Genomic DNA, 26,206 nt, shown 5'->3' with positions numbered 1-26,206 from the left:
CAGGGATCAGCCTGACGCCGGATCGTTACCTGATTGATACTGGCCAGTACCGTCCAGGATGCGAGATGGCCATCTGCGGAAACATCGCCGTAACGTGTCCGATCCGTCGGCCGCAGGGGTGGTGTGACTCCCCCGCGACTGCGCCCGGCAGGCTGATCTGCTATACGGACGCGGACCGCCGGAGGTCACCGACGACCGTGCGGGACGTCGGTCACAGCACCCCGCCGTCCGACACACTCGTGCGATGGTCCTGACCCGCTCCGTCCGTCGGCTCGGCCGCACCCGCTGGTTCGCGCGCCTCGGACGCACCGCCGCGGGACTCGATCGCCGGCTGCAGAAGGCGACGCGCGGCCGCTGGAGCGTCCTCGGCCGCGTGACGCTGCCGCAGCTGGTCCTCACCACGACGGGCCGTACCTCCGGGCAGCCGCGCGAGGCCGTCCTGCTGTACGCCGTCGACGCTGACGGGTGGGTGGTCATCGGCTCCAACTGGGGCCAGGGCCACCACCCGGCGTGGTCAGGCAACCTCCTTGCGGACCCGCGCGCAGCGGTGGCGGTGGCGGGGGTCACGACGCCGGTCGTCGCCACCCTCGTCGACGACGACGAGCGGGCCCGCCTGCTGCCCGCCCTGCTCGCCGTGTGGCCGGGCTACGAGGACTACGCCGCCCGCGCCGGCCGTCACCTGCGGGTCTTCCGTCTGGCCCCGGTGTGAGCCCGCCGTTGGTCCTGCCGACGCTCGTCGGTGACGCCGTCCGGCTCCGCGCGTTCTGCGCCGACGATGTGCCGGCCGTGCGCGAGGCCGCGTCCGACCCGCACATCCCCCTCATCACGTCGGTGCCCGCGCTCGGGGACGACGCCGAGTGCCTCGCCTTCGTGGCTCGTCAGGCCGACCGCCTGGCGACCGGGACGGGCTACCCGTTCGCGATCGCCGACCGCACGTCCGACGTCGCGGTCGGCCACGTCTACCTCGGGCTGCGCGACCTCGACCTCGGCCGCGCCACGGTCGGGTACTGGGTGGTGAGGTCGCAGCGCGGCCGCGGGCTGGCCGGCGACGCCGTCCGGACCGTGGCCGGCTGGGCGCTCACGCTCCCGGGCGTCGAACGCCTCGAGCTCTACGTCGAGCCCTGGAACGTCGCATCGTCCCGGACGGCCGCCGGCGCGGGCTTCGCGTGCGAAGGGCTGCTGCGCTCCTGGCAGAGCGTCGGCGGCGAACGACGAGACATGGAGATGTGGTCCCGCTCGCGCTGAATTCCGGTTGCAGCGCCGGAACGTCCGGCGAATGCTCGGAGGGCAGCGCCCCCGCGTTCCAGACCCGGACGCCCGAGGGGGCCGGAGAGCTGCCGCCAGGCAACCAGGGGGTGGGCCGCACACGGCCCCGCTAGTCCACCGTCGCAAGGAGACCACCGTGAAGCGCGCTTCCTCGATCCTCGTCGCCATCGTCCTGACCGCCACCGCGCTGGTGGCCTGCGACAGCGGCTCCGGCACGGACGACGACGCCACCGCCACGTCGAGCGCCGCCTCCAGCGCCCCGGCACAGAGCACGGCCGCACCCGTCGAGCCGAACGCCGCGCTCGCGTGCGGCCGCTACTTCAACGGCGGCGCCGGCTCGTTGAACGCCCGCGTCGCGGCGGCCGTGCCCGTGATGGAGGCCCAGGACGCCGGGACCGCACTGGACGAGGAGCAGACCGAGGAGCTCGGCGCGATCGCGTCGGCGCTGGCGGACGCGATCAAGGTGGCCCCCGACGCGCTGGCCGCGGCCTACACCGCGATCCAGGAGCGTGTGCAGGGGGCGCTCGACGCGGCCGAGGCCGGCGGTGCGAACGCCGCGACGCTGGACTACCCGACCGTGTCCGGGACCGTCGTGAGCGAGTGCACGGCCGCAGGGTTCCCGGTCAGCTGACCACTGTGGGGGCCGGCACCGCCCGGGCGACGAACACCCACTCCCGGCCAGGCCGGTCGGGGGCGTCGCGGACGTCGACCACCTCGAAGCCCGCCTCCACCAGCGAGGACTCCACGGTCCCGCGGTCGCGGAACCGCAGGGTCGAGTCCGACGTGAGGACGGCACCGTCCGACGCGAAGACGTAGGACGCGCGGAACGTCACCAGCTCGTCGGCGACGGCCGTCACCTCGACCCACGTCTCGACCCGCCCGACGCCCGCCACGACGGACGACTCGTAGGTCGCGCCACGGGTCCACTCCCGCCACGCCTCGCGCTCGGGGCGGCGGGTCTCGAGCACCAGGTGGCCGCCGTCGACGAGGGCGCCGCACACTGCCCGGAGGGTCGCTGCCCAGTCCTCGTCGGTGACGAACACCTGCGTGACGTTGCCGGTCATCGTCGCCAGGTCCACCTGCAGCGGCGGGAGCGCCGTCGCGTCCCCGTGCACCCACCGCACCCGGTCGGCGCCCGGCTTGGCGCGGGCGACGTCCAGAGACGCCTCCGCGGGGTCGACGCCCACCACCGTGGTCCCGCGCGCCGCGAGCAGCAGGGCGAACGTGCCCGTGCCGCAGCCGACGTCGAGCACGCTGCGGGCACCGAGCTCGTCGACGATCGCCGCATAGACGTCGAGGTCGCCGCGGTCCGCCTCGAGGGGGTCGTACAGCTGCGCGAGGCGGGGGACCTCGAATCCGTCGTCGGCCATGCGACGGACGCTAGGTGCCCACGTGCGGGCAGTCACCCGGAATACCGCGAGGCCGGGGATGCCGGTCGCGTGGACCGATCGGGCACCCGATCCTGCCCGCGCAGAGGCATGTCCGCACCCACCCGGCCGACACGGGCCGTGCCAGCGTTCGGAGCCCACGCCTGTGCCCCGACGACGACGCCCCGGTGGAGGGCCCATGGGCAAGATCGAGCGCGACCGCGATCCTCCGTCGCCGTCCACGCGCAGCCGGGCCGCCGGCGCGAAGGGCGCGGCGGCGCAGGCCCGTGCGGCCCCCACCGTCAGCGCCCACCTGCTGAGCCTGCAGCGGTCCGCCGGCAACGCCGCCGTCGCCCGCCTGGTGACGCCGTCGGCCGCGGGCGGTCTCCCCTCGGGTGGGGCGACCACCGGCACCGTGGTGGTCGCGCGCAGCCCGGACACGAAGGAGGACGTCCGCCGGGAGGACGGGTCGGCGGCCCTCACGACGAAGGACGACTACCTCATCTACGGGACCTGGGTGCAGGGCGACACGCACGCGTCGTTCGTGCAGCGCGTGGGGGGCAAGTGGGTCGCCTGGCGGTACGGGAGCTCGCTGTCGGGCGCCGCGCGGGCGCAGATCGTGGAGCGCCTGTGGTCCGACTTCCAGGTCTTCATCCAGGAGCCCACGCCCGGCCAGCAGTACCACATCACGTACGACGCGACGTTCATCTCCGGGCTGAGCAAGCTGGCCGGGCGCGATCCGGACGCCCAGAAGGCGGACCAGCGTGAGCAGGAAGCCGGGCTGCCGAGCGCCCCGCCGCTCGGGGACAGCACCGCCACGCCGCAGACCGCGCCACCGGACGCGACCACCACGGGCACGGCCCCTCCCGTCCCCACCTCCGACAGCGAGTTCACGGGGAGCAAGAAGAAGACCGCCAACGCCGAGGCGATGCGGGCCGAGCTGATCGGGCCGGAGATCGCGCCCACCCACTCCATCAGCAGCTTCCGCATGCGGCTCGACTACGCCTCGGTCGTCGGCTCGGACCACCTCGCCCAGCTGGCCGAGGCGATGAACTTCGTCCACTACCACTGGGAGTACTTCGACGTCACCGCGCTCGTCGTGGCCGGTATGGACCAGCAGATCCGGCAGCAGCAGGCGCAGAAGCCCGTGTCGGACGACGACAAGGTGGGCCGACTCGACCCCGCCGGACGCCGGGCCGAGCAGACCGCCGAGCAGATCGTGGACGAGACGGAAGCCGTCGTCGGCGAGCTCGCTCATCCCGTCGACGCCGCGCACGGTGGCACGGCGGGCGACGTCATCACGCGCGCCCAGGGCAACATCGACAGCCTGGTCCTGACGCCGGCGTCGACCATCGTCTCGTTCGGCGGGGTCGCTCTCGGCGCCATCGCCGACGTCTTCGGCGGAGACTTCCACGAGCAGGAGATCCCGTGGCCCCGCAAGCAGGGGTACTACATGGTGCGCTGCATCGCGGCGCCCAAGCCGCGGGAGAAGCTCGTCCGAGCGTCGAGCGTCGCCGTCAAGCTGGTCGAGGTGCGGCCGGTAGCGAAGCTGGCCCGCGCGGCGGTCGAGCAGCCGCACGCCCTCGCGGCGGAGAAGGAGCTCGCGCTGGCCCTCGCGCGGGACCGGAAGGAGAGCCCGGAGACCATCGCCAAGCTCGAACGGGAGCTGCGCGAGCTCCGATTGACGGCATCGGGTACCGCGACCGACGTCATCGCCCTGAAGATCAGGGAGAAGGAGACCGAGCTCGCTGCCGCACCCGACTGGCAGAAGAACGGCATCGAGAAGCAGCTCGACGCCCTGCGCGACCAGCTCGAGCACGCGCAGAAGCGGGCGGCGGGCCTGGAGGGGACGATCTGGCGGCCCGAGGGGGCCATCGTCAGCAAGCTGGACGGCCAGACCTACCCGCTGCTGCTCCAGCTGGGCCGGGTGACGGGCGAGGACGGAGAGGTGTGGCGGCTCTCCGACGTCTCCACCCGCGACGGCCAGTCGTGGGTCGGACGAGGCGCCACGCCGACCGAGGCGGTGCGCAACGCCGCCGCCCTCATGTCACGCGGGAACTCCTACGGTCCGGGCAGCCTGGCGATCCGGTTCCCGGCGGCAGGCCCGTTCGAGGCGACCGAGCACACGTACGACAACATCAACACCGGGACGGCCCTGGCGCGGCGGCGGCTGGCGGACCTGGCCGTGGTGCTGGCCGTCCTCGGCCTGTTCATCCCGGGTGTGGGTCAGATCGCGGCGCTCGTCGGCGCGGCGGTGGCCGCGGACCGGCTCATCGACCGCTGGCAGAACGGCAGCCTGCGCCTGGACGCCGACGCCGTCACCGACATCATCGGGGTCTTCGGGGCCGCCGCCCAGGCCGTGTCGACGGTCGGCAGGATGCGCGTCATCAAGCTGGCCGACAAGTTCGTCCTGGCCTCGTCGACGGCCGACGAGGCGGCGATCCTCGGCGCCATGCGGACGGCGCACAACGTCTCCGACCTGGCCCAGAAGGCCAACGCCATCGCGAACTGGGGCGGGTTCGCGTTCGGTCAGACCATCGCGCTCCAGTCTCTGCTCGAGCTCACCCGAGCCGAGCTGTCCGGCGCCATGTCCCACGCGCAGGCGCGGCGCAGGCGCGCGGAGATCCTGCTGGGCGCGCTGCGGGACCACACCCTCCAGTTCGCGCCGGCACCGACGGCGAAGCCGAAGGCGGGACCCACCGCCGAGAACCCGGCGACGACCGAGAAGCAGCCGTCGGCACCCGACCGACCGACACCCCGGGGCGCCGCGGAGGGCGTCCTGACGGGCAAGAACGTCCGACCGATGGAGAGCAGTCGCCGGGCCGGCCTGGAGCCGGCTCTCGGCGACCTGGCCGGCACGGCGGAGATCGTCGACAACCCCGACATCGGCAGCTCGGTGCTGGTGCGCTACAAGGACGGCGCGCTGCGGATCGAGGTCGGTCCGGAGGCCGGTTTCCGGCACGTCAAGGCGCACGCCGAGGTGGCTCGGATCCTCGGCCAGTACCAGGGCCCGATGGGGATGGTCCGGCGCATGCTGGACCGCATCGGATCACTGTTCCGGCTCACGCCCGGGTACGGCACCAAGGGGTTCGAACGACGGCTCGAGGTCGTCAAGCTCACGGCGATCGAGGCGTCGCTGCACACGATGCTGCGCGAGATGGACGCCCGGGTGGAGCGCTTCGGAGGCGACGAGACGATCGCCGCCAAGGAGCGCGACACGCTCCAGCGCGAGCTCGCGTCGATCCAGGCCCAGCTGGTCGAGCACCAGCAGCTCGTCGACTCCTACGACCCGAGCCGCGGGTTCGTGGCCGCCCTCGACCCGGCGACGGCCACGCACTTCGCTGACCAGGCGGCGAACCTCCGGGTCATCGACGGGGCACTGAACGCGGCCGGCCGACCCGACCTCATCGTCATGCTGGAGAAGGTGGCCCAGCACGAGGCGGCCGGCGGCAACATCGAAGGCTTCAAGGACTGGGTCGCCGAGACCGTCAGCAGGGTGGCCGGCACGAACCCTGCGGAGAACAAGAAGCAGGCGATCGACAAGGGGGTCGAGCTGGCGGAGATCTGGCGGTTGTCACAGCAGGTGCGCGGTGACCCGAACCTGGTCGTGCGCTTCACCCCGGGAAAGTCGCGCGCCAAGACGTTCGACATCCGGGTCGAGGCGAAGGTGCCGACTGCGGGGGAATCGCCGGTACGGCGCGAGGTGGAGGTCGCCGAGTACAACGGCGTCCCCACCTCAGCCGGCCCGCTGTACAAGGGCATCCAGCACGGCGCCAGCAAGGTGCCACCACGCTCCGGGGGGCCGGGGGACCTCCCGAGGGGACGCGAGCGGGAGTCGTCGGTCAGCATCCGATGGTTCACCGGGACCAAGGACATCCCGCTTCCGTCCAAGGACGGGGTCCGCCGTATGAACGAGGACGGCACGTCGGAGATCTTGAAGGGGGATCCGCTGCGGGCGGTCGGGAGCAAGGAGGACCTTCCCCAGGAGATCCTGGACAACCTGATAGCCGGAAAGGTGGGCAAGGGTGTGGACCTCCTGCACGCGGTGAACATCGTCACGCAGGAGGGCACGCTGCTGTGGCGGTTCGTGAACACCGGGACGGGTAGAGCGCCGATCTGGGTGCGGGTGCAGTGACCGTGCCTGGGCCGGCCGGCGTGCCGCTGAGGTACGAGCCGTTGGCGGCGACGTTCACGCTGCGGCGGGCGCTCGACGACGTCGCGCCGTCCGCGGTGTTCGACACCGCACTCGAGCCGCTCGCCGCGCTGACGGCCGTCATCGATCCGCTGGCGTTCGACCTCTGGCTGGCCGCGCGTCCGGCCAGCGAGGCGGACCTCGCCCGCTCGGAGCTGCCGGTGAAGCCCCTGTGGCACCGTGCGGTGGAGCACCCGCCCGACGACGTGCGTCCTGCACCCCCACCCGGTCGGCCCGTCGAGCGGAGCACGTCGCCGCGCCTCTCCGACGACGACCTCAGGGCATGGTTCGTCCACGCCGTCGACCAGCCTCCGCCGTTGCCCGGGATGGTGCTGACGCTGGGGACGTTGGTGTGCGAGGACCAGCGCGCCCTGCTGCTGGCCCAGCCCTCGCCTCGCTCGTGCGAGCTGCACCTGCACGACCTGGTGCTGACACGTCCGTGTGAGCCGGCCACGGGCGGCGCTTGGGTCGGCTTCCCGCTCCCGGGCCTCACGGTGTCCCCGCCGGTCCGCGTCAGGGTCACCAACGAGGGGAACGCCCTCGTCGCCGACCTCTGGCTGTCCTGGGCGCCGTGGTCGCAGCCGGGACGTCCCGAACGGGCCGCCGTCGAGGCGGGACTGGGGCGCATGGCGGAGCAGGGCTGGGTCGCGCAGGACGACGCCGGAGCAGAGGGGTGACCCCGGACGGACGCGCGGCGGGTCCGTCAGAAGGTCACGCAGGCGAGGTAGTCGAAGCCCTCCTGGGCCGCCTCGAAGGGGTCGAACGTCGGGTCGCCGAACCGCGGGTCGTGCTCGACGACGTAGTACTTCGTGCTGCCCCCCGCGGCGCGGAAGATCGAGGGGAAGTCGATGATCCCGTCGCCGACGATCTCGATCCGACCGGGGAACGGCCCGACCGCCATGTCCTTCACGTGGAACAGCCTGACCCGGTCGCCGTACCGCTCGATCACGTCGAGCGGAGCGGTGATCCCGCCGCCGTTCGTCGCCCAGTAGAGGTCCAGCTGGAACACGACGTTCCGCCGGTCCGTGTACGCCATGAGGAGGTCGAGCACGGTCCGTTCGCCGAACGTCACCTCGAGCTCGATGTCGTGGTTGTGCACCATCAGCTTCTGCCCGTGCCGGCGGGCTTGAGCGCCGAGCTCGTCGAGGTACTCGGCGTACGCGATCCACTCCGCCTCGGTGGTGTAGGCCAGCGGGAAGATGGGCGTCGACCCGGAACCGAAGTACCTGATCCCCAGGGTCTTGTTGTCCGCCAGGATCTGGTCGATGTCGGCCGGGTTCTCCGGCGTCCCGACGTCGACGTGCCGCGCGGAGGCCCTGAGCCCGTGCTCGTCGAGGAGCGCGCGGTACTGCTCCGCCGTCAGGCCGCTCAGCGTGAACGGCTCGACGTTCCGGTAGCCCATCTCGCGGAGGCGGCTCAGCACCTCCTCCGTCCTCGCGATCGTGGCGGCGTCGGTGCCGAAGCCGATGTACTCGGCGAACGTCCAGAGCTGGATCGAGATCTTGCTCGTCGGCACTCCCCGGCCGGCGCGGTCCGGGGGCGCCGCGGACGCGGTGCCGACACCTGCGACCGCGAGGCAGAGCACGACCACCATCGCGGCGATGACGCCGCGCAGGGTCCGGGTCCAGGTGCGAGTCACGGTTCCCATCGGTGCCTCCCCAGGGCGCCACGACCGAACGCCCGACCGGCCCTCGTTGCCCGTATCGCGTTCGATCTCTGAGCACCGTAACCGGCAGTCACGCCGAGAGGGAAGGCACAGAGCCCCTGTCGCGGGACCGACCTACGCGCTGAACCACACCGGCAGGACGCCGCGCCGCTCGAGCTCGAAGATGGCGAGCTGCCGGCGCTGGTGCAGGTTGATCGAGTAGACGAACGTCCTGTCCAGGGCCTCGGCCTCGAACGCGCGGGCCGACTCGGCTCGGGCCTGGAGCTTGACCTTGTCGGCGTCCACCTGCGCCTGCATCTCCTGGAAGGCGTCACTGCCCGGCCACTGGTTCGCGAGGCCCGCGAGGCCCGCCGTGACGGACTCGAACAGGGCGGCGTGCTGCTGCGCCTCCGAGGTGGACGTCACGGGCCCGCCGATGCGCTCGATCTCCTGTCGTACCCGCTCCGAGAGCGTGTCGATCAACGGCAGGAGCGCCAGGAGCGCGCTCGTGTCGAGCGTTGCGTACAGGCGTTCCACACTGGCGAGATCCTCGGCCTGGGTCATGTCGTGGAGCCTACGGCGCCCACGTCAGGGCGAGCCGGCTCGGTGCGGCGTCGGGCGGGAGTCACCCGCACGGCGTACCGGGACAGCCGTCCGAAGTTCACCCGATCGGCGCGCAGCCTTGCCCGACGGCGTCAGACGTTGAAGCGGAACTCCACCACGTCGCCGTCGGCCATCACGTAGTCCTTGCCCTCGATGCGGGCCTTGCCGGCCGCGCGGGCGGCGGCGACGGAGCCGGCGTCGACGAGGTCGTCGAACGAGATGACCTCGGCCTTGATGAAGCCCTTCTGGAAGTCCGTGTGGATGACGCCCGCGGCCTGGGGGGCCGTCCAGCCCTGGTGGATGGTCCAGGCACGGGACTCCTTGGGGCCGGCCGTCAGGTACGACTGCAGGCCGAGCGTGTGGAAGCCGACGCGGGCCAGCTGGTCCAGGCCGGCCTCCTCCTGCCCGTTGTCGGCGAGCATCTCGCGGGCCTCGTCCGGCTCCAGCTCGACCAGCTCGGACTCGAACTTGGCGTCGAGGAAGATGGCGTCGGCGGGAGCGACCAGCGCGCGCAGCTCGTCCTGCATCGCGGTGTCGGCCAGACCGGCGTCGTCGGTGTTGAAGACGTAGATGAACGGCTTGCTCGTCATGAGCTGCAGCTCGTCGAGGTGCTCGATCTTCTTGCCGCTCTGCGAGAGGGTCTGACCCTTCTCGAGGATCGCGAACGCCTCCTGGGCCGCGGCGAGCAGACCGGCGTCCGCCTTCTTGGCGCGAACGTCCTTCTCCAGGCGCGGGATCGCCTTCTCGAGCGTCTGCAGGTCCGCCAGGATCAGCTCGGTGGCGATGATCTCGATGTCGTCCTTCGGGTTCACGTCACCCGAGACGTGCACGACGTCCGGGTCGGCGAACACGCGCGTGACCTGGCAGATGGCGTCGGCCTCGCGGATGTTGGCCAGGAACTTGTTGCCCAGCCCCTCCCCCTCGCTCGCGCCCTTGACGATGCCGGCGATGTCCACGAACGACACGGTCGCCGGGAGGATCCGCTCGGAGCCGAAGATCTCGGCGAGCGTGTTCAGCCGCGGGTCCGGCAGCGGGACGACGCCGACGTTGGGCTCGATCGTCGCGAAGGGGTAGTTGGCCGCGAGGACCTGCGCACGGGTCAGCGCGTTGAAGAGGGTGGACTTGCCGACGTTGGGCAGGCCGACGATGCCGATGGTGAGTGCCACGGGGGGACAGTCTACGGGGGCGCCCCGCAGCCCAGGCTCAGGCTCAGCTCAGGCGAACGCCACGATCCTGCGCAGCAGGTCCGGTCCGGTGCGGTCGAGCGTGCGGCCGCCGATCCGCACCCCGAGGGCCAGCAGCACGGACCCGAGCACGACGCCCACCACCAGCGTGACCCAGCCGAGCGTCGGCGACCCCCCGCGGACCGCCACGACCCCGAGCACGATCTCCGGCAGGCAGAGCGCCATCACGGCGAGCCACCCGGCCAGCTGCGAGACGACCGATGCCATCGACGCACCCTGCTTGGTCTGGAACGGGTTCTCCCCCGGCAGCTGCACGGGGTACACGACCAGTGCGGACAGGACGCTGGAGCCGCCGAGCGACGTGAGCAGCACCCCGAGCGACAGCCCGAGCATCGCCGGGACGACGTGCACCTGGTCGCTGACCAGCGCCGACCCGACGGTGAGGACGAGCACCGCGGGGACGGCGATCGCACCGGCCGCGATGACCCGTCCCAGGCGGTCCACGCCCCCGTGCAGGGGCGCCGCGACGTGCGTCCAGAAGGCGGTGCCGTCGTAGGCGACGTCGGCGGAGATGCCCCAGCCCATGAGGTAGGCCGCGATCGGGCCGATGAGCAGGACCGTGCCGCCGCCCGGGTTCACGACGTACAGGACGATGGCGAGCACCGGGACGATCGCCACGGCCAGCGCGTACCGGGGGTCGCGCGCCCAGTAGGTGAGGCACCGCGCGGTCACCGCACCGAGCGGGGTGGCCGGGAGCCGGCCGAACCAGCCGAGACCGTGGCCGCGGGTGGAGACCCTCTCGTGCGCCGGGTTCACCAGCGCGTGCGCGAGCGCCCGGTCCCAGACGACGGTGACCAGCACGAGGGTCGCCACAGCGATCGCGAACCGGGCGGCCGCGAGGTCCCACCGGCCGTCGGCGACGTCGCCCGGCACCGCCCAGACCGCGCCCAGCGGGGTCCACGACAGGACGTCCGCCACCCGCTGGACCGTCTCCGCGGTGATCGGGCCACCGTCGGCGAGCCGGCCCAGGAGGGGACCGATCACGATGAACGGGAGGACCGCCACCGCCGCCATGACCTCGCGGAAGCGCCGGCCCGACAGGACCGAGGAGGCGGCCGACGTGGTCGCCCGCGCGCCGATGATGCACGTCGCCAGGGCCAGCACCGCGCAGACGACTCCGACGACGAGGGCCGCCGGCGTCCGCCACCACACCCCGGCCAGCGCGAGCACGCTGCCGACCGTGACCACGCCGGGCAGGCCGATGACGCCCGCGATCGCCAGCCCGGTCAGCAGGCTGCGCCGAGGGATGGCGAACGTGACGAACCGCGCCGGGTCGATGGTCGAGTCCAGGCCGAACGCGACGAGCGGCACCACCCACCAGCCCAGCACCAGCACCGATCCGACGAGGACGGCGACGAGGCCGCGGATGTCCGGCTCCTGCACGCTGAGCACCGCCATGGACCCGACGACGACGGCCAGGGCGCCGAGGGCGTAGAGGGCGCCGATGACCAGCCCGATCACCTGCCACGGGCTGCGCCGCAGCGAGTTGCGCAGCAGGGTCAGCTTCAGGTGGACGAGGTGCGCAACCACGCCAGCCCCTCCCCGCTCACGCGGCCACCGACCAGGTCCACGAACCGGTCCTCGAGGCTGCCGTCGCCTCGCACCTCGTCGACGGTCCCCGCCGCCAGCACGTGCCCGGCCGCGATCACGGCCACGTGGTCGCACATGCGCTGGACCAGGTCCATGACGTGCGACGACACGATCACGGTGCCGCCGGAGCGGACGTAGGACGCGAGGATGTCCCGGATGTTGGCCGCGGACACCGGGTCGACGGCCTCGAACGGCTCGTCCAGGACGAGCAGCCGGGGCGCGTGCACCAGCGCGCAGGCCAGCGCCACCTTCTTCGTCATGCCCGCCGAGTACTCCACGACCAGCTTGGTGGCGTCCGCGCTCAGGTCGAGGGCGGCGAGCAGGTCGGTGGCGCGCGCGGCGACGGTGTCGCGGTCCAGGCCCTGGAGGAGGCCGGCGTAGGTGATGAGCTGCTCGCCGGTCAGGCGGTCGAAGAGCCGGACGCCGTCAGGAAGGACCCCGAGCATGCCCTTGACGTCGACGGGGGACGCCCACAGGTCGTGCCCGTGCACCAGCACCGTGCCGAAGTCCGGCTGCAGCAGGCCGGTGGCCATCGACAGCGTGGTCGTCTTGCCTGCGCCGTTGGGGCCGACGAGACCGTAGAAGGAGCCGGCCGGCACGACGAGGTCGATCCCGGCGACGGCGATCTTGTCTCCGAACTTGCGCCACAGTCCGCGCAGCTCGAGGGCAGGTGGGTTCGACATCGGACCACCGTAAAGCCCTCACCCGGCTCCGACCTCCATCTCGGGGCGGATGTCGGTGCCTGCTGGCACCCTGCACGCATGGACACAGGACTGCTGCTGGGGCTCGGGATCGGTGCCCTCGTCGGGGCGCTCGTCGGCTGGCTGCTCGCGGCCTCCCGCGTCCGCTCCGCCGATGTCGCGGCGGCCCGGGCGGTCGCGATGCTCGACGCCGAGCGGCAGGGCGGGCAGGCGCGGCTCGCGGACTCCGACCGGTTGGCGGACCAGTTCCGCTCCCTGGCCGCCGACGCCCTGGCGACGAGCACCGACCAGTTCCTCGCGCTCGCGCACCAGCGGTTCGCCGCCGACCACCAGACGCAGGTCGGGGAGCTGGCGCAGCGCGAGCAGGCCGTCCGCGCCATGGTGGAGCCGCTGTCCCGCACGCTCGACCAGGTGCGCGCCGAGCTGTCGACCGCCGAGCAGGCGCGGGCGGCGGGTCACGCGGCGCTCGGCGAGCAGGTGCGCGCGATGCACCAGGCGTCCGAGCACCTGCGGGGGGAGACCGCGCAGCTGGTCACGGCGCTGCGGTCGTCCCAGGTGCGTGGGAAGTGGGGCGAGCTGCAGCTCAAGCGCGTCGTCGAGGCCGCGGGGATGCTCCCGCACGTCGACTTCGTCGAGCAGGACCAGGTGCGCACCGACGACGGCCTGCTGCGCCCGGACATGGTCGTCAAGCTCGCCGGCGGCAAGAACGTCGTGGTCGACGCCAAGGTGGCGTTCCTCGGCTTCCTCGACGCCGCGCAGGCGACCGACGAGCGCGTACGGGCCGACCGCCTGGCCGCGCACGCCCGGCACGTCCGCGCGCACGTCGACGACCTGTCCGCCAAGCGCTACTGGGACCAGTTCGCGCCCGCGCCGGAGTTCGTCGTCATGTTCGTGCCCGCCGAGTCCTTCCTGCAGGCGGCGGCCGAGCAGGACCCCTCCCTCATCGAGTACGCGTTCGAGCGCAACGTCGTCATCGCCACGCCGACCACCCTGCTCGCGCTGCTGCGGACCGTCTCCTACGCCTGGCGCCAGGATGCGCTGGCCAGCAACGCGCAGGCCGTCCTCTCGCTGGGCAAGGAGCTGCACGGGCGGCTGGCGACCATGGGCGCGCACCTGGCCAGGCTCGGCCGGGCCATCGACTCCGCGGCCGGCGCGTACAACCAGACCGTGTCCTCCCTGGAGACGCGCGTGCTGGTCAGCGCCCGGCGGTTCGCCGACCTGCACGTGGTCGACGCCGACCTGCCGATGCCGGACCCGGTGAACCCGCAGCTGTCGGCCGTGAGCGCGCCGGAGCTGGTGGCGTCCGCGGAGGAGCTGATCGTCATGTTCGACGGCCGCGCCGACCGCGACGAGCGCGGCCTGCGTGACGAGCGGATCGTCACGGACGAGCCGGACGCGTCGACCGCCTGACCCGCCGGGTCGCCAGGGCGAGTGGGCGGGGTCGTCCTCGGCCGGGCGGTGTCGCGTCAGGCGGGCTGGACGTCCAGGGAGCGACGGCCCTCGCGGCGCGGGGTGGCCTCGGCCTTGCCGGCCGCCTTGAGGTCGGCGCGGAGCTCACGGGGCAGCGAGAACATGAGGTCCTCGGTCGCGGTGCGGACCTCCTCGACGTCGCCGAAGCCGTGCTGGGCGAGCAGCTCGAGGACGTCGCGCACCAGGATCTCGGGGACCGAGGCACCGGAGGTCACCCCCACGGTCGTCACCCCGTCGAGCCACGCCAGGTCGATCTCGGAGGCCTTGTCCACGCGGTACGAGGTGCGTGCACCGGCGTCGAGGGCCACCTCGACCAGCCGTACCGAGTTCGACGAGTTCGCGGAGCCGACCGTGATGACCAGGTCGCACTCCGGCGCCAGCTTCTTGACCGCGACCTGCCGGTTCTGGGTGGCGTAGCAGATGTCGTCGCTGGGCGGGTCCTGCAGGTTCGGGAACCGCTCGCGCAGGCGGCGGACCGTGTCCATGGTCTCGTCGACGGAGAGCGTGGTCTGCGAGATCCAGATGAGCCGCTCGGGATCGCGGACCACCAGGTCGGCGACCGCGTCCGGGGAGTTCACCACCTGGATGTGGTCGGGGGCCTCGCCGTACGTGCCCTCGACCTCCTCGTGGCCGTCGTGCCCGATGAGCAGGATGTCGTAGTCCTCGGACGCGAACCGCACGGCCTCCTTGTGCACCTTGGTGACCAGGGGGCAGGTGGCGTCGATCGTCTGCAGGTTCCGCGCCGCCGCCTGCGCGTGGACGGCCGGGGACACACCGTGCGCGGAGAACACGACGCGGGCGCCCTCCGGGACCTCGTCGGTCTCGTTCACGAACACCGCGCCGCGGGCGGCGAGCGTCTCGACGACGTACTTGTTGTGCACGATCTCCTTGCGCACGTACACCGGGGCGCCGTAGTGCTCGAGGGCCTTCTCGACGGCGATCACCGCGCGGTCCACCCCGGCGCAGTACCCCCGCGGAGCGGCGAGCAGGACCCGCTTGCGGGCGGGGGTCGCGATGCTGAGCGTGCCGTCGGCGGTGCCCTTGGGCGTGCCGGTGGCGGAGACGGTCGGAGAGGTCACCGTCCGAGTCTAGATCGGCGGGTCGCCGGGGCCCCTGCCGGGAGGCGCCCTGCGGGTGTGACCTGCACCCGACCCGCACGGCGCCCTCACACGCTCGTCGTCGTCGCTCCCGCCTGACCGGGGCTGTGGGCGGGATGAGGCAGGCTGGGCGTGTGAGCACCGGCCCCCTGAGCACCCCGGCGACGGCCGGCCCTCCCCCGCTGCGCGCGGCGGACACCACTCCCGACCGCCCGTGGCCGGTCCGGCACCTCGCGCCGAAGATCGCGGACTACATCGCGAAGATGCCGCCGGTCTGGGTCGAGGGGCAGGTGCTCAACCTCAAGAAGTGGAACACCCTCTACTTCCTCACGCTCCGGGACACCGACCTCGACATGTCCCTGTCGGTCACAGCTCCGGCGTTCGCCATCGACAAGCTTGCGGACAAGCTGGCCGACGGTGCGCACCTCGTCGTGCACGCGCGTCCGCAGTTCCATGCCAAGAAGGGGACGCTGACGTTCGCGGCGGACGACGTCCGGCTGGTCGGCCTGGGCGAGCTGCTCGCCCGGATCGAGCACCTCAAGGGCATTCTCGGCGCTGAGGGGCTGTTCGAGCCGTCCCGCAAGCGTGCGCTGCCGTTCCTGCCCGCGGTGGTCGGCCTGATCGTGGCGCAGCAGGGCGACGCCGAGCACGACGTGGTCTCCAACGCCCGTGCGCGCTGGTCGGCGGTGCAGTTCGAGATCCGCCGCGTGACCGTGCAGGGACCCCGGGCGGTCCCCGAGGTCAGCGCGGCCATCGCGGAGCTCGACCGGGACCCGCGCGTCGACGTCATCGTGGTCGCACGCGGCGGCGGCTCGTTCGAGGACCTGCTGCCGTTCAGCAACGAGGCGCTGGTCCGCGTCGCGGCGGCGTGCCGGACCCCGTTGGTCAGCGCGATCGGGCACCACCTGGACACGCCGCTGCTGGACCTCGTCGCCGACTTCCGCGCGTCGACCCCGACCGACGCCGCCAAGCGGATCGTGCCCGACGTGAGCGAGGAGCGCGCCCGCGTGTCGCAGGCCCGGCTCCGCGCCCGCGCCGCGCTCACCATGCGGCTGACCCGCGAGCAGACCGGGCTCGACCAGGTGCGCAGCCGACCCGTGCTCGCCAGCCCGACCACGCTCGTCGACCTGCACGAGCAGCGCGTGGCCGCCTTGCGGGACGGCGCCCGGCGCTCGCTGCACACCGCCCTGGTGCACGGGCGTGCCGAGGTGGCGGGGCTCACCGCGCAGGTGCGCGCGCTGTCACCGGCTGCCACCCTCGACCGCGGCTACGCGGTGGTGCAGCGGGCGGACGGGGACGTGCTGCGGGACCCCGCGGAGGTGGGCGACGGCGACGCTCTGCGCATCCGGGTCGCCCGGGGTGAGCTGGCCGCGACGGTCACCGGCGGCTGACCTCGAGGCGGCGCCTCGGCAGCGGCCTCATCGGTCGTGCACGTCCCGGCGACCACGAGCCGGCCGGCGTCTCGGCGGCGGCCTCGTCGGACGTGCACGTCCCGGCGACCACGAGCCGGCCGGCGTCCCTGTCCCCGCTGCCCGACGGTGTGGGCGAGTCCTGGTTGACTGTCCCCGTGCCGAAGCCGTCCCAGTCCCCACCGTCCCAGTCCGCACCGTCCCAGTCCCCACCGTCGGACCCGAACGCCGACGTGGCCGTCCTCGGCTACGAGGAGGCGCGCGACGAGCTGGTTGCGGTCGTCGCCCGGCTGGAGGCCGGCGCCGCCACCCTCGAGGAGTCGCTCTCCCTGTGGGAGCGCGGCGAGGCGCTCGCCAAGCGGTGCCAGGAGTGGCTGGACGGGGCGCGCGAGCGGCTGAGCGCCGTGCGCGACACCGCCGTGAGCGCGCAGGAGGAGTCCTGATGGCCGGCACCGCGGCGGACCGGGCGCTGGTGGTCGGCGAGGCGCTGATCGACGTGGTGCAGCGCACCGACGGCAGCCGCGCACAGCACCCCGGGGGCAGCCCGGCCAACGTGGCGCTCGGCCTCGGTCGGCTCGGTCGACGCGTGGACCTGCTGACCTGGCTGGGCCACGACACCGACGGTGACCTGGTGCGTCGGCACCTGCGCGGGTCGGACGTGAACGTGCTGGAGGGCAACCGCTCCGCGCTGCGCACGCCCGTGGCGACCGCCCACCTCGACGACGCCGGCACCGCCTCCTACGAGTTCGACCTCGAGTGGGACCTGCCCGAGACGTGGGACGAGGAGCCCGGGGACCCCGTCGTCGTCCACACCGGGTCGATCGCGACCGTGCTGCAGCCGGGCGGGACCGCGGTCGCGGCGCTCGTGGCCCGCCGCAGTGCGACGTCGACCATCACGTACGACCCCAACCTGCGGCCGGTGCTCATGGGCTCCCCCGCGCACGCCCTGCCGGTGGTCGACGCGCTCGTCCGGCTCGCCGACGTGGTCAAGGTCAGCGACGAGGACCTCGCCTGGCTGCACCCCGGCGTCGCCCCCGCGGAGATCGCCGAGGAGTGGAGCCGGTCCGGGCCGTCGCTCGTCGTCGTGACGCACGGGGGCGAGGGGGCGTTCGCCAGCACGTCGGCCGGGGCGCGGATCTCGGTCGAGGCTCCGAAGGTGCAGGTCGCGGACACGGTCGGCGCCGGTGACTCGTTCATGGGCGGCCTGATCGACGGGCTCTGGTCGGCGGGGCTGCTGGGGGCGGGACGTCGTCAGGCGCTCGCCGACGTCGACGCCGCCACCGTGCAGGCGGTGCTGGAGCGGTGCGCGCGGATCGCGGCGATCACCGTGTCCCGGGCAGGCGCCAACCCGCCGCGGCTCGCCGAGCTCGGCTGAGCTCGGCTGACCAGCGCTCGGCCGACCCAGCCCTACGCCGTCGCCTTCTCCCGCGCCTGCGCCCGCTCCAGGGACGCCTTGCGGTCGGCCTCGTTCTCCCGGTCGATCGACGTCGCGGCGTCGGCGTCCCAGGTGAGGTTCTCGCCGGTCTCGGGGTCGAACACCATGAGCCGGTCGGCGTCGAACCACAGGGTCGCCTTGTCGCCGTCGCGCACTTTCGTCTCCGAGCTGAGGGCGACGATGAGCTGCGTGCGCAGTCCCTCGCCGTCGAGGTCGCGGTCGAGCTCCTCCAGCGTCTGCGCGACGTCCGGGTTGGTGTCGAACGGGATGTACGCGTAGAGCTCGGAGCCCAGCCACTCGGTGACGTCGACGTCGGAGTCGAAGGTGACGCCGGCATCGCGCTTGCCCTCCTCGAGCAGGCTGGCGTCCTCGAAGTGCTCCGGCCGGATGCCGACGATGACGAGCTTGCGCTGGCCCAGCTTGGCAGCCAGCTCGGCGGTCATCGGGACGTCGGCGAACGGCAGGCGCAGCGACTGCCCGGTCACCTCGCCCGGGAGAAAGTTCATGGGCGGGGAGCCGATGAAGCCGGCGACGAACAGGTTCTTCGGCTGCTCGTAGAGGCCGCGCGGGCTGGCCACCTGCTGGAGCTCCCCCTTGCGCAGGACGGCGACGCGGTCGCCCAGGGTCATGGCCTCCGTCTGGTCGTGCGTGACGTAGACGGTGGTGGTGCCGAGCCGCCGCTGCATCCGGGCGATCTCGGTACGCATCTGGCCGCGCAGCTTGGCGTCGAGGTTGGACAGCGGCTCGTCGAAGAGGAACGCGTCCGCCTCCCGCACGATCGCGCGGCCCATGGCGACGCGCTGGCGCTGCCCGCCGGACAGGTTGGCGGGCTTGCGGTCCAGGTGGTCCTGCAGCTCGAGGGTCTTGGCGGCGAACGTCACCTTCTCCTGGATCTGCGCCTCGGTGAACGCGCCCTTCTGCAGCCGGAGCGGGAAGGCGATGTTCTCGAACACCGTCAGGTGCGGGTACAGGGCGTAGTTCTGGAACACCATGGCGAGGTGGCGGTCGCGCGGGGCCTTCTCGTTGACCCGCTTGCCGCCGATCTCCAGGTCCCCGGACGTGATGTCCTCGAGCCCGACGATCATGCGCAGCAGGGTCGACTTCCCGCAGCCGGACGGACCGACCAGGATGACGAACTCGCCGTCGGCGATGTCCAGGCTGACGCCCTTCACGGCGAGGTAGCCGTCGCCGTACTGCTTGACGATGTCCTTGAGGGTGATGGCGGCCATCGGTTCTCCTTCGTGGGACGGGCTGTGCGGGCGTCAGCCCTTGACGGCGCCCTGGGTCAGGCCGGACACGATCTGGCGTTGGAACAGGAGCACGAGGATGACGACGGGCACGGTCACGACGACGGCCGCAGCCGAGATCGCCCCCGTCGGCTCCTCGAACTGGGAGGCGCCCGTGAAGAACGCGAGCGCGGCGGGCACGGGACGCGCGGCGCTGGTCGACGTGAGCGAGATGCCGTAGACGAAGTCGTTCCACGCGATGAAGAACGCGATCAGCGCGGTGGTGAACACGCCCGGTGCGGCCAGCGGCACGATCGCCTTGCGGAACGCCTGCCACGTGGTCGCCCCGTCCACCTGCGCGGCCTGCTCGAGCTCCCAGGGGATCTGCCGGAAGAACGCCGCCAGGGTCCAGATGGAGATCGGCAGGGTGAGCGACAGGTACGGGATGATCAGCCCGAGCCAGGTGTCGTACAGGCCGATGTTGCGCCACAGGTTGAACAGCGGCGTGACGATCGAGATGACCGGGAAGATCGACACGCCCAGCGCGGTGGTGAGCACGAGCCGCTTGCCGGGGAAGTCGAGGCGGGCGATGGCGTAGGCGGCGAGCGTGGCGAGGACGACCGCGATGAACGTCGCGATGAGCGAGATGCCGACGGAGTTGCGCAGGGCGGACAGGAACAGCTCCTGCGCGGCACCGTCGGGGGCCAAGATCTGCTGGTAGTTCTCGGTGGTCCACGTCTTGGGCCAGAACAGGCCGAGGTTGAGCTGGCTCGGCAGCTTGAAGCTGGTCGCGAAGATGGAGACCACCGGGAACAGCGCGTACAGCAGGACGACGATCGTGATGACCGCCCAGCCCCACTTGGCCCTGGTCGAGAGCACCTTCATCAGCCCTCCCCCCTCGCGCCGGCCAGATCGACCTTGAACAGCTTGATGGCCGCCCAGCAGATGCCGATCACGCACAGGAACAGGAGCACGGAGATGGCTGAGCCGAGCCCGATCTCCAGGCGCCCGATCGACGTCCGGTAGGCCAGCAGGGAGAGCACCTCGGTGCCGTTGGCGCCGTTGGTCATGATGAAGACGTTGTCGAAGATCCGGAACGCGTCCAGCGCGCGGAACAGGACGGCGACCATGATCGCGGCCTTCATGTTCGGGATGAGCACCCGCGTGAGGCGCTGCCGCCAGGTGGCACCGTCCACCTCGGCGGCCTCCTCCAGCTCGGTGGGCACCTGCGAGAGGCCGGCCAGCAGGAGCAGCGAGATGAACGGGGTGGTCTTCCAGATCTCGGAGGCCATGATGACGAAGAGGCTGGTGCCCTGCTGCGCGAACCAGTTGAGGTCCGGGCTGATGCCGGGCACCCAGTCGAACCAGTGGTTGACGTAGCCGGAGCTGATGTCGAACGCGTAGAACCACGCGAACGCCGAGACCACGGTGATGATCCCGTAGGGCACAAGGATCGCCGTGCGGAGCAGCCCGCGCAGCTGCTTGACCGCGCGGTGCATCACGAGGGCGAGCGCGAACCCGAGGACCAGCTCGACCAGCACGGTGATCACCGTGATCACCAGCGTGACGCCCAGCGCCCGCCAGAACACGCCGTCGCTCAGGACCACCACGTAGTTGTTCAGACCGGCGAAGCGCTTGTCGTCCGGGGCGGTGAGGCGGAAGTGGAACAGCGAGTCGTACAGGGCCTGCAGGATCGGGTAGAGCGTCACCGCCAGCATGACGACGAACGCGGGACCGGCCAGCAGCCAGCCGAGGCGTGCCTCCGCCTTCGCGCGGTCGCTGCGCCCGGCCTTCGCGGCGTCGTCGCGCAGGTCGGGCTTCGCGCCCTTGGGCACCTGCGTCTTGACCGCACCGGCCCCCGTCGACGCTGTGCTCATAGCAGCTGCTCCCCTCGAAGCACGGCGGTGATGAGGTCGGTCGCCTCGGCCGGGGTGCCGTCGGGGCTGACCGAGCTCGGCGGGTGCCAGGTCTCCTGCAGACCGGTGGAGACCTCGTTGTAGTACGGCGTCTGCGGCCGCGGGGCGGCGAGCTCGAGCGACTCCCGGATGACGTCGGCCATGGGGAACGCCTCGGTCACGGCCGGGTCGTCGTAGGCCTCGGTGCTGGACGGCGGGTTGCCGTTCGTCGCGAAGTACTCGGCCTGGTGCTCGGGGGTGACGATGCACTGCGCGGCCTCGAAGGCGAGGTCGGTGTGCTCGCTGTACGCGCCGACGCCGAGGTTGATCCCGCCGTACGGCGGGGCGGACGGCTCACCCTCGGTGACCTGGGGGTAGAGGGCCCAGCCGATGTCGTCGAGCAGCGCCTGCTCCAGGGTGCCGTCCTCGACGGCGGCCTGGGTCGCCGACCAGACGAACGGCCAGTTGACCATGAACGAGCCCTTGTCCCCCTGGAAGATGGACAGCGACGCGCCCTCGTCCTCCGTCGGCAGCCCGGGGCCGCCGAGGCGCTCGGAGCCGATCGTGCCGATGATCTCGGCCGCGGCCTGGCCGGCGGGCGACTCGAGCCCGAGCTGCACGTCGTCGGCCGACGCCTCGGGGTTCTCCAGCACGTGACCGCCCGCGGACTCGACGAGCGCGTTGATCCACACGGTCAGCGACTCGGCCTTGGTGCCCTGGACCGCGAGGTAGGTGTCCTGGTCCTTGGCCGCCGTCATGATCTGGTCCCAGGTCACGGGCGCCGCGGCGGGGTCCAGCCCCGCAGCCTCGGCCACGGACTTGCGGTACCAGAGCAGCTGGGTGTTCGCCCAGAACGGGACGGTGACCAGCTCGTCCTTCCAGGTCGCCCCGTCGAGCGCGCCCTGCACGACGTTCTCGGTGACCGCGGCCGCCACGTCCTCGGGCACCGGCGCCAGGAACCCCGGCTCCGCGAGCTCGGGGATGAACGGCGGGTCCAGGCTCATGATGTCGATCGAGGAGTCCTTCGCGGCGAGGCGCCGGGCCAGCTGCTCGCGCTGGGCGCTGGCGTCGCGCGGGAGGACCGACGTCTCGATCGAGTACCGTCCCTCCGCCTCGTCGCTGCACTGCTGCGCGATCGCCGCCTGGCCGCCGTCGTCGGGGTTGATGTACCAGGTGAGCACGGGCGGACCGGACTCGGAGCTCGCGCACGCGGCGAGCGGAGCAGCGACCGCGACGCCCAGGACGAGGGCGAGTGCTCGGGTGCGTCGTCGCACGGAACCACCTCCGGAAGCCGAGACGTCGTCGCCTCACCCCCTTGGCTACACCTGTGGGTGAAATGTCGCCACCCGAGCGGACGGTGGACGTGCCGTGCCGAGGCGGCGACGACCTGCGACGATGGCGCCCGTGACCCGCCCCACCACACCTGCCGAGGCCCTGTCCGCGCTGCGCGAGGGGAACGAGCGGTTCGTCCGCGGCGAGATGCTGCACCCCTCTCAGGGCGTCGACCACCGCTCCGACCTCAGCGTCGCGCAGCACCCGTTCGCCGTGATCTTCGGCTGTTCCGACTCCCGGGTGGCCGCCGAGATCATCTTCGACCAGGGGCTCGGAGACGTCTTCGTCGTGCGGACCGCCGGCCACGTCCTGGACACCACCGTCATCGGCTCGATCGAGTACGGCGTGGACGTGCTGGGGGCGTCGCTCGTGGTCGTGCTCGGCCACGACAGCTGCGGTGCGGTCGCCGCCGCCACGACCGCGCTGACCACCGGTGAGCTGCCCAGCGGGTTCGTGCGCGCGATCGTCGACCGGGTGATCCCGAGCATCGTCAACCTCGCCGGCGGCGGCCTCGGCGCACTCGACAGCCTTGACCCGGCGGTGCTGGGTCACGAGCACGTGCGGCACACCGTGCAGATGCTGCAGGGCTACTCCCGGTCGCTCGCGGAGTCCGTCACGCAGGGGCGGGTGGCGATCGTCGGGCTCGAGTACACGTTGGCCGACGGCACCGTGCACCTCACCGAGGCGCTGGGCGACGTCGAGGTCTAGGCGTGCGGCAGGATGGCCGCATGACTTCTGAGTTCCGCATCGAGCACGACACGATGGGCGAGGTGCGCGTCCCGGTCGACGCCCTCTACCGCGCACAGACGCAGCGCGCCGTGGAGAACTTCCCCATCTCCGGCAGCCGGCTCGAGCGCAGCCACATCGAGGCGCTCGCCCGCATCAAGAAGGCCGCCGCCCGCGCGAACGCGGAGCTGGGCGTGCTGGAGCAGGACGTCGCCGACGCCATCGTGGAGGCTGCCGACGCCGTCGCCGGCGGTGCGCACGACGGCGACTTCCCGATCGACGTCTACCAGACCGGCTCGGGCACCAGCTCGAACATGAACACCAACGAGGTGCTCGCCACGCTGGCGGGTCGGATCCTCGGCCGCGACGTGCACCCGAACGACCACGTGAACGCCTCGCAGTCGTCCAACGACGTGTTCCCGACGTCGGTGCACGTGGCCGCGACGGCGGGCGTCGTCCGCGACCTGGTCCCCGCGCTGGCCCACCTGGCCGAGGCGCTCGAGGCGAAGGCCGTCGAGTGGGCGCAGGTGGTCAAGTCCGGCCGCACGCACCTCATGGACGCCACGCCGGTCACGCTCGGTCAGGAGTTCGGCGGGTACGCGGCGGCGATCCGCTACGGCATCGAGCGGCTCGAGTCGGCGCTCCCCCGCGCGGCTGAGGTCCCCCTGGGCGGAACCGCGGTCGGCACGGGCATCAACACCCCGGCCGGGTTCCCGCAGCGCGTCATCGAGCTGCTGCGCGAGGACACCGGCCTGCCGCTGACGGAGGCGCGGGACCACTTCGAGGCGCAGAGCTCGCGCGACGGGCTCGTCGAGCTGTCGGGCGCGCTGCGGACCATCGCGGTGAGCCTCACCAAGATCTGCAACGACCTGCGCTGGATGGGCTCCGGCCCGAACACCGGCCTCGGCGAGATCGCGATCCCCGACCTGCAGCCCGGGTCGTCGATCATGCCCGGCAAGGTCAACCCCGTGATCCCCGAGGCCGTGCTCATGGTCGCCTCCCGGGTCGTCGGCAACGACGCCACCGTCGCCTGGGCCGGTGCGAGCGGGTCGTTCGAGCTCAACGTGCAGATTCCCGTGATCGCCGCCGGCGTGCTGGAGTCGGTCCGGCTGCTGGCCAACGCGTCGCGGCTGCTCGCGGACAAGACCGTGGTCGGCCTGGTGGCCAACGTGGAGCGCGCCCGCGCACTGGCCGAGTCGTCGCCGTCGATCGTCACGCCGCTGAACCGCGTGATCGGGTACGAGGCGGCGGCGAAGATCGCCAAGCACGCCGTGAAGCACGGGATCACCGTGCGCGCGGCCGTCGTCGACCTCGGCTTCGTCGAGCGCGGCGAGGTCACCGAGGAGCAGCTGGACAGCGCGCTCGACGTCCTGAGCATGACGAGGCCCCCGCAGGCCTGAGCGCCGGCGGCACGTCACCGTTGGGTCACGGTCCGCGGAAACGCTCCCACACCCCCGGCCTGCTCGTTTACGCTCGCTGGACCCCGCGCACCTGACCGGTACAGGCGCGCGGGACGACGACGTCAACGGGGGGTCGGATGGGCTGGAGCCTGCGGGTGCTGCGGCATCGCGCCGCGGCTCAGCGGACCCTCCTGGCCACGGTCGTCGCCGTCGCTCTGGTGGGGTCCAGCCTGCTCGGCACGTTCGCGCTCCTGCTGTTCACCAGCGAGCACCGGGCGCTCGACACCGCGCTCGACCGGGCCCCGGCGACCGCGACGGACATCGACGTCATCCTCACGATCGGGCGCACCGAACCCCTGAACGCCGTGGCGTCGGGCGGCGAGTTCCTCGACGAGCTGCTGGGCGACGTCCCCTCCACGCGGACGCAGTGGCTCACGTCGCCGATGTACCGCCTCCCGGGGGAGGGCTCGGCCGTCACCGCCCCCATGGCGTACCTGGCGGTCAACCCGCAGGTCCCGGAGCACGCCATGCTCCTCGCGGGTGCCTGGCCCGCGACGGGGACCGACGACCAGGACCGCGTCGAGGTGGCCGTCCCGAAGGTGGCCGCGGACCGGTACGGCTGGACCGTCGGGACCGAGCTGCCCGTGGTCAACCTCGGCTCGTACGACGAGAGCACCGTCGTCGTGGTCGGCATCCACGCGCTGTCCGGGCCGCGCAGCCTGTGGTCACGGGACCTGCTGCTGGGCGCCGAGCACGACCCGTCCTATCCCGTGCCGGGCAGCTTCGGCTTCATCACCACCGACGCGTGGGGCCCGTTCGTCGTCGCCCCGGAGGCGCTGAGCGTCCCCGAGTCGGTGGCCACCGTCCGCCTCGTCGCCTCCCCGCGGCTCTCGCAGAGCCCGCCCGGCGCGGTCGACGCGGTGCGCGGACGCCTCGACGACGCGCAGGCCACGCTGGTCTCGACGACGGACGACGACGCCAGCGCGGCGCTGTTCCGCTCGAACCTCGCCGCCACGGTCGACGTCGCACGGGGCAACCTCGCCGTGACCCGCGTCAGCCTGGTGATCGTCGGGCTGATGCTGGTGGTGCTCGCCGTCACCGTCCTGCAGCTGGCCGCGCGCCTGCTCGCCGACCGTCGGGCGGCGGAGCAGACGCTCATGTCCTCGCGCGGGGCGGCGGGGCGGCAGCTGCTCGGGCTCGCCGCCCTGGAGGCGGCGGCGGTCGCGCTGGTCACCACCCTCGCCTCCCCGTGGCTGGCCGGCCTCCTGTTCCAGGCGATCACCTCCGTCGGGCCGCTCGCCCGGGCGGGTCTGCACCACGACCCGGGCCGCCCGGCGTCGCTGTGGATCACGTGCGTCGTCTCCTCGTTCCTCCTCGCGGCCGTCCTCCTCGGTCCGCTGCTGCGGCGTCGGGGCAGCGTGGTGGACGCCGAGCAGCAGCTCGTGCGGCAGGACCGTCGCGGCGGTCTGGCCCGCTCCGGTGCCGATCTCGCACTGGTCGCGCTGGCCGGGCTGGCGCTGTGGCAGCTGCGCGCGTACAGGTCGCCCGTCGCCGCGGACGGCTCGGCCCGTCTCGACCCGGTGCTCGTGGCGGCGCCCGCGCTGCTGC

Annotated in this window: 23 protein-coding genes; 12 read left to right on the top strand and 11 right to left on the bottom strand. The window is 72.4% G+C overall.

The window, feature by feature from the left end:
• The first annotated feature begins 244 nt into the window (after nt 1-244).
• The 3 genes from RYN42_RS08280 (at nt 245) to RYN42_RS08270 (ending at nt 1,897) form a co-directional block, all read left to right on the top strand.
• Complete coding sequence (locus RYN42_RS08280; RefSeq protein WP_315095288.1) at nt 245-709, top strand: nitroreductase family deazaflavin-dependent oxidoreductase; 465 nt, start codon at nt 245-247, stop codon at nt 707-709.
• The gene (locus tag RYN42_RS08275) at nt 706-1,245 is read left to right on the top strand and encodes a GNAT family N-acetyltransferase (protein WP_315095287.1); all 540 of its coding nucleotides are present in this window, start codon (nt 706-708) and stop codon (nt 1,243-1,245) included. Before RYN42_RS08280 ends, RYN42_RS08275 begins: the two co-directional genes overlap by 4 nt.
• A gap of 157 nt (nt 1,246-1,402) precedes the next feature.
• Nucleotides 1,403-1,897 (top strand): hypothetical protein, encoded by a 495-nt coding sequence (locus tag RYN42_RS08270; protein WP_315095286.1) that lies wholly within the window; start codon nt 1,403-1,405, stop codon nt 1,895-1,897.
• Here the strand turns inward: RYN42_RS08270 and RYN42_RS08265 are convergent.
• The gene (locus RYN42_RS08265; protein WP_315095285.1) at nt 1,890-2,636 is read right to left on the bottom strand and encodes a class I SAM-dependent methyltransferase; all 747 of its coding nucleotides are present in this window, start codon (nt 2,634-2,636) and stop codon (nt 1,890-1,892) included. The two genes, RYN42_RS08270 and RYN42_RS08265, sit on opposite strands and share 8 nt — an antisense overlap.
• Before the next feature lie 196 nt (nt 2,637-2,832).
• Between RYN42_RS08265 and RYN42_RS08260 the strand changes: the two genes are divergently transcribed.
• Together RYN42_RS08260 and RYN42_RS08255 are read left to right on the top strand one after the other, a co-directional pair.
• A complete protein-coding gene (locus tag RYN42_RS08260; protein WP_315095284.1) occupies nt 2,833-6,768 on the top strand; it encodes a hypothetical protein in 3,936 nt (1,311 codons plus the stop codon).
• On the top strand, nt 6,765-7,502 hold the full coding sequence (locus RYN42_RS08255) for a hypothetical protein (RefSeq protein WP_315095283.1): 738 nt from the start codon (nt 6,765-6,767) through the stop codon (nt 7,500-7,502). Before RYN42_RS08260 ends, RYN42_RS08255 begins: the two co-directional genes overlap by 4 nt.
• A gap of 26 nt (nt 7,503-7,528) precedes the next feature.
• Here the strand turns inward: RYN42_RS08255 and RYN42_RS08250 are convergent, their stop codons facing one another.
• The 5 genes from RYN42_RS08250 to RYN42_RS08230 form a co-directional block, all read right to left on the bottom strand.
• On the bottom strand, nt 7,529-8,473 hold the full coding sequence (locus RYN42_RS08250; protein ID WP_315095282.1) for a sugar phosphate isomerase/epimerase: 945 nt from the start codon (nt 8,471-8,473) through the stop codon (nt 7,529-7,531).
• 132 nt (nt 8,474-8,605) lie between these two features.
• Nucleotides 8,606-9,034, bottom strand: coding sequence for a hypothetical protein (locus RYN42_RS08245; RefSeq protein ID WP_315095281.1), 429 nt, complete (start codon nt 9,032-9,034; stop codon nt 8,606-8,608).
• A 131-nt stretch (nt 9,035-9,165) separates the two neighbouring features.
• Entirely contained in the window at nt 9,166-10,239 is a 1,074-nt protein-coding gene (gene ychF, locus RYN42_RS08240) for a redox-regulated ATPase YchF (protein WP_056095927.1), read from the bottom strand.
• A 48-nt stretch (nt 10,240-10,287) separates the two neighbouring features.
• Nucleotides 10,288-11,847: a hypothetical protein gene (locus tag RYN42_RS08235; protein WP_315095280.1), complete on the bottom strand. Its 1,560-nt coding sequence runs from the start codon at nt 11,845-11,847 to the stop codon at nt 10,288-10,290.
• A complete protein-coding gene (locus RYN42_RS08230; RefSeq protein WP_315095279.1) occupies nt 11,823-12,590 on the bottom strand; it encodes an ABC transporter ATP-binding protein in 768 nt (255 codons plus the stop codon). Before RYN42_RS08230 ends, RYN42_RS08235 begins: the two co-directional genes overlap by 25 nt.
• A gap of 78 nt (nt 12,591-12,668) precedes the next feature.
• Here RYN42_RS08230 and RYN42_RS08225 point away from each other — a divergent pair, with 78 nt between their 5' ends.
• Entirely contained in the window at nt 12,669-14,018 is a 1,350-nt protein-coding gene (locus tag RYN42_RS08225; RefSeq protein WP_315095278.1) for a DNA recombination protein RmuC, read from the top strand.
• 56 nt (nt 14,019-14,074) lie between these two features.
• Here the strand turns inward: RYN42_RS08225 and RYN42_RS08220 are convergent, their stop codons facing one another.
• Entirely contained in the window at nt 14,075-15,094 is a 1,020-nt protein-coding gene (locus RYN42_RS08220) for a 4-hydroxy-3-methylbut-2-enyl diphosphate reductase (RefSeq protein ID WP_315095299.1), read from the bottom strand.
• Between the two features lie 215 nt (nt 15,095-15,309).
• On the opposite strand from RYN42_RS08220, the gene xseA reads away from it, so the two are divergent.
• The 3 genes from xseA (at nt 15,310) to RYN42_RS08205 (ending at nt 17,959) form a co-directional block, all read left to right on the top strand.
• Nucleotides 15,310-16,566 (top strand): exodeoxyribonuclease VII large subunit, encoded by a 1,257-nt coding sequence (gene xseA / locus RYN42_RS08215; RefSeq protein ID WP_315095277.1) that lies wholly within the window; start codon nt 15,310-15,312, stop codon nt 16,564-16,566.
• 251 nt (nt 16,567-16,817) lie between these two features.
• Entirely contained in the window at nt 16,818-17,027 is a 210-nt protein-coding gene (locus RYN42_RS08210; protein WP_315095298.1) for an exodeoxyribonuclease VII small subunit, read from the top strand.
• The gene (locus tag RYN42_RS08205) at nt 17,027-17,959 is read left to right on the top strand and encodes a carbohydrate kinase (RefSeq protein WP_315095276.1); all 933 of its coding nucleotides are present in this window, start codon (nt 17,027-17,029) and stop codon (nt 17,957-17,959) included. The genes RYN42_RS08210 and RYN42_RS08205 overlap by 1 nt, the downstream gene beginning before the upstream one ends.
• 32 nt (nt 17,960-17,991) lie before the next feature.
• Here the strand turns inward: RYN42_RS08205 and RYN42_RS08200 are convergent, their stop codons facing one another.
• From RYN42_RS08200 to RYN42_RS08185, 4 genes are read right to left on the bottom strand one after another with little or no spacing between them, the layout of a single operon-like run.
• A complete protein-coding gene (locus tag RYN42_RS08200; RefSeq protein WP_315095275.1) occupies nt 17,992-19,248 on the bottom strand; it encodes a sn-glycerol-3-phosphate ABC transporter ATP-binding protein UgpC in 1,257 nt (418 codons plus the stop codon).
• A 33-nt stretch (nt 19,249-19,281) separates the two neighbouring features.
• Nucleotides 19,282-20,130 (bottom strand): carbohydrate ABC transporter permease, encoded by an 849-nt coding sequence (locus RYN42_RS08195; RefSeq protein WP_315095274.1) that lies wholly within the window; start codon nt 20,128-20,130, stop codon nt 19,282-19,284.
• Nucleotides 20,130-21,122 (bottom strand): sugar ABC transporter permease, encoded by a 993-nt coding sequence (locus RYN42_RS08190; RefSeq protein ID WP_315095273.1) that lies wholly within the window; start codon nt 21,120-21,122, stop codon nt 20,130-20,132. The genes RYN42_RS08195 and RYN42_RS08190 overlap by 1 nt, the downstream gene beginning before the upstream one ends.
• Nucleotides 21,119-22,414 carry an extracellular solute-binding protein gene (locus tag RYN42_RS08185; protein WP_315095272.1) on the bottom strand — a complete coding sequence of 432 codons (1,296 nt, stop codon included), beginning with the start codon at nt 22,412-22,414 and terminating at the stop codon, nt 21,119-21,121. Before RYN42_RS08185 ends, RYN42_RS08190 begins: the two co-directional genes overlap by 4 nt.
• Nucleotides 22,415-22,535: 121 nt before the next feature.
• Between RYN42_RS08185 and RYN42_RS08180 the strand changes: the two genes are divergently transcribed.
• The 3 genes from RYN42_RS08180 to RYN42_RS08170 form a co-directional block, all read left to right on the top strand.
• Nucleotides 22,536-23,180, top strand: coding sequence for a carbonic anhydrase (locus tag RYN42_RS08180; protein WP_315095271.1), 645 nt, complete (start codon nt 22,536-22,538; stop codon nt 23,178-23,180).
• Between the two features lie 20 nt (nt 23,181-23,200).
• Nucleotides 23,201-24,598: a class II fumarate hydratase gene (locus RYN42_RS08175; protein WP_315095270.1), complete on the top strand. Its 1,398-nt coding sequence runs from the start codon at nt 23,201-23,203 to the stop codon at nt 24,596-24,598.
• 137 nt (nt 24,599-24,735) lie between these two features.
• Nucleotides 24,736-26,206 (top strand): hypothetical protein (locus RYN42_RS08170; protein ID WP_315095269.1); only part of this gene is annotated, 1,471 nt, incomplete at its 3' end.

It is taken from the genome of uncultured Cellulomonas sp. (genome assembly GCF_963527515.1).
In the GTDB taxonomy this organism is placed as follows: domain Bacteria; phylum Actinomycetota; class Actinomycetes; order Actinomycetales; family Cellulomonadaceae; genus Cellulomonas.
This window is presented reverse-complemented; position numbering and strand designations above follow the sequence as displayed.

What these genes read in the sequence shown, in the direction of transcription:
- RYN42_RS08280 (WP_315095288.1), top strand. Translation starts at nt 245, where the DNA reads ATGGTCCTGACCCGCTCCGTCCGTCGGCTCGGCCGCACCCGCTGGTTC.
- RYN42_RS08265 (WP_315095285.1), bottom strand. Translation starts at nt 2,636, where the DNA reads ATGGCCGACGACGGATTCGAGGTCCCCCGCCTCGCGCAGCTGTACGAC.
- RYN42_RS08260 (WP_315095284.1), top strand. Translation starts at nt 2,833, where the DNA reads ATGGGCAAGATCGAGCGCGACCGCGATCCTCCGTCGCCGTCCACGCGC.
- RYN42_RS08250 (WP_315095282.1), bottom strand. Translation starts at nt 8,473, where the DNA reads ATGGGAACCGTGACTCGCACCTGGACCCGGACCCTGCGCGGCGTCATC.
- RYN42_RS08245 (WP_315095281.1), bottom strand. Translation starts at nt 9,034, where the DNA reads ATGACCCAGGCCGAGGATCTCGCCAGTGTGGAACGCCTGTACGCAACG.
- RYN42_RS08230 (WP_315095279.1), bottom strand. Translation starts at nt 12,590, where the DNA reads ATGTCGAACCCACCTGCCCTCGAGCTGCGCGGACTGTGGCGCAAGTTC.
- RYN42_RS08225 (WP_315095278.1), top strand. Translation starts at nt 12,669, where the DNA reads ATGGACACAGGACTGCTGCTGGGGCTCGGGATCGGTGCCCTCGTCGGG.
- RYN42_RS08205 (WP_315095276.1), top strand. Translation starts at nt 17,027, where the DNA reads ATGGCCGGCACCGCGGCGGACCGGGCGCTGGTGGTCGGCGAGGCGCTG.
- RYN42_RS08200 (WP_315095275.1), bottom strand. Translation starts at nt 19,248, where the DNA reads ATGGCCGCCATCACCCTCAAGGACATCGTCAAGCAGTACGGCGACGGC.
- RYN42_RS08195 (WP_315095274.1), bottom strand. Translation starts at nt 20,130, where the DNA reads ATGAAGGTGCTCTCGACCAGGGCCAAGTGGGGCTGGGCGGTCATCACG.
- RYN42_RS08190 (WP_315095273.1), bottom strand. Translation starts at nt 21,122, where the DNA reads ATGAGCACAGCGTCGACGGGGGCCGGTGCGGTCAAGACGCAGGTGCCC.
- RYN42_RS08180 (WP_315095271.1), top strand. Translation starts at nt 22,536, where the DNA reads ATGGCGCCCGTGACCCGCCCCACCACACCTGCCGAGGCCCTGTCCGCG.
- RYN42_RS08175 (WP_315095270.1), top strand. Translation starts at nt 23,201, where the DNA reads ATGACTTCTGAGTTCCGCATCGAGCACGACACGATGGGCGAGGTGCGC.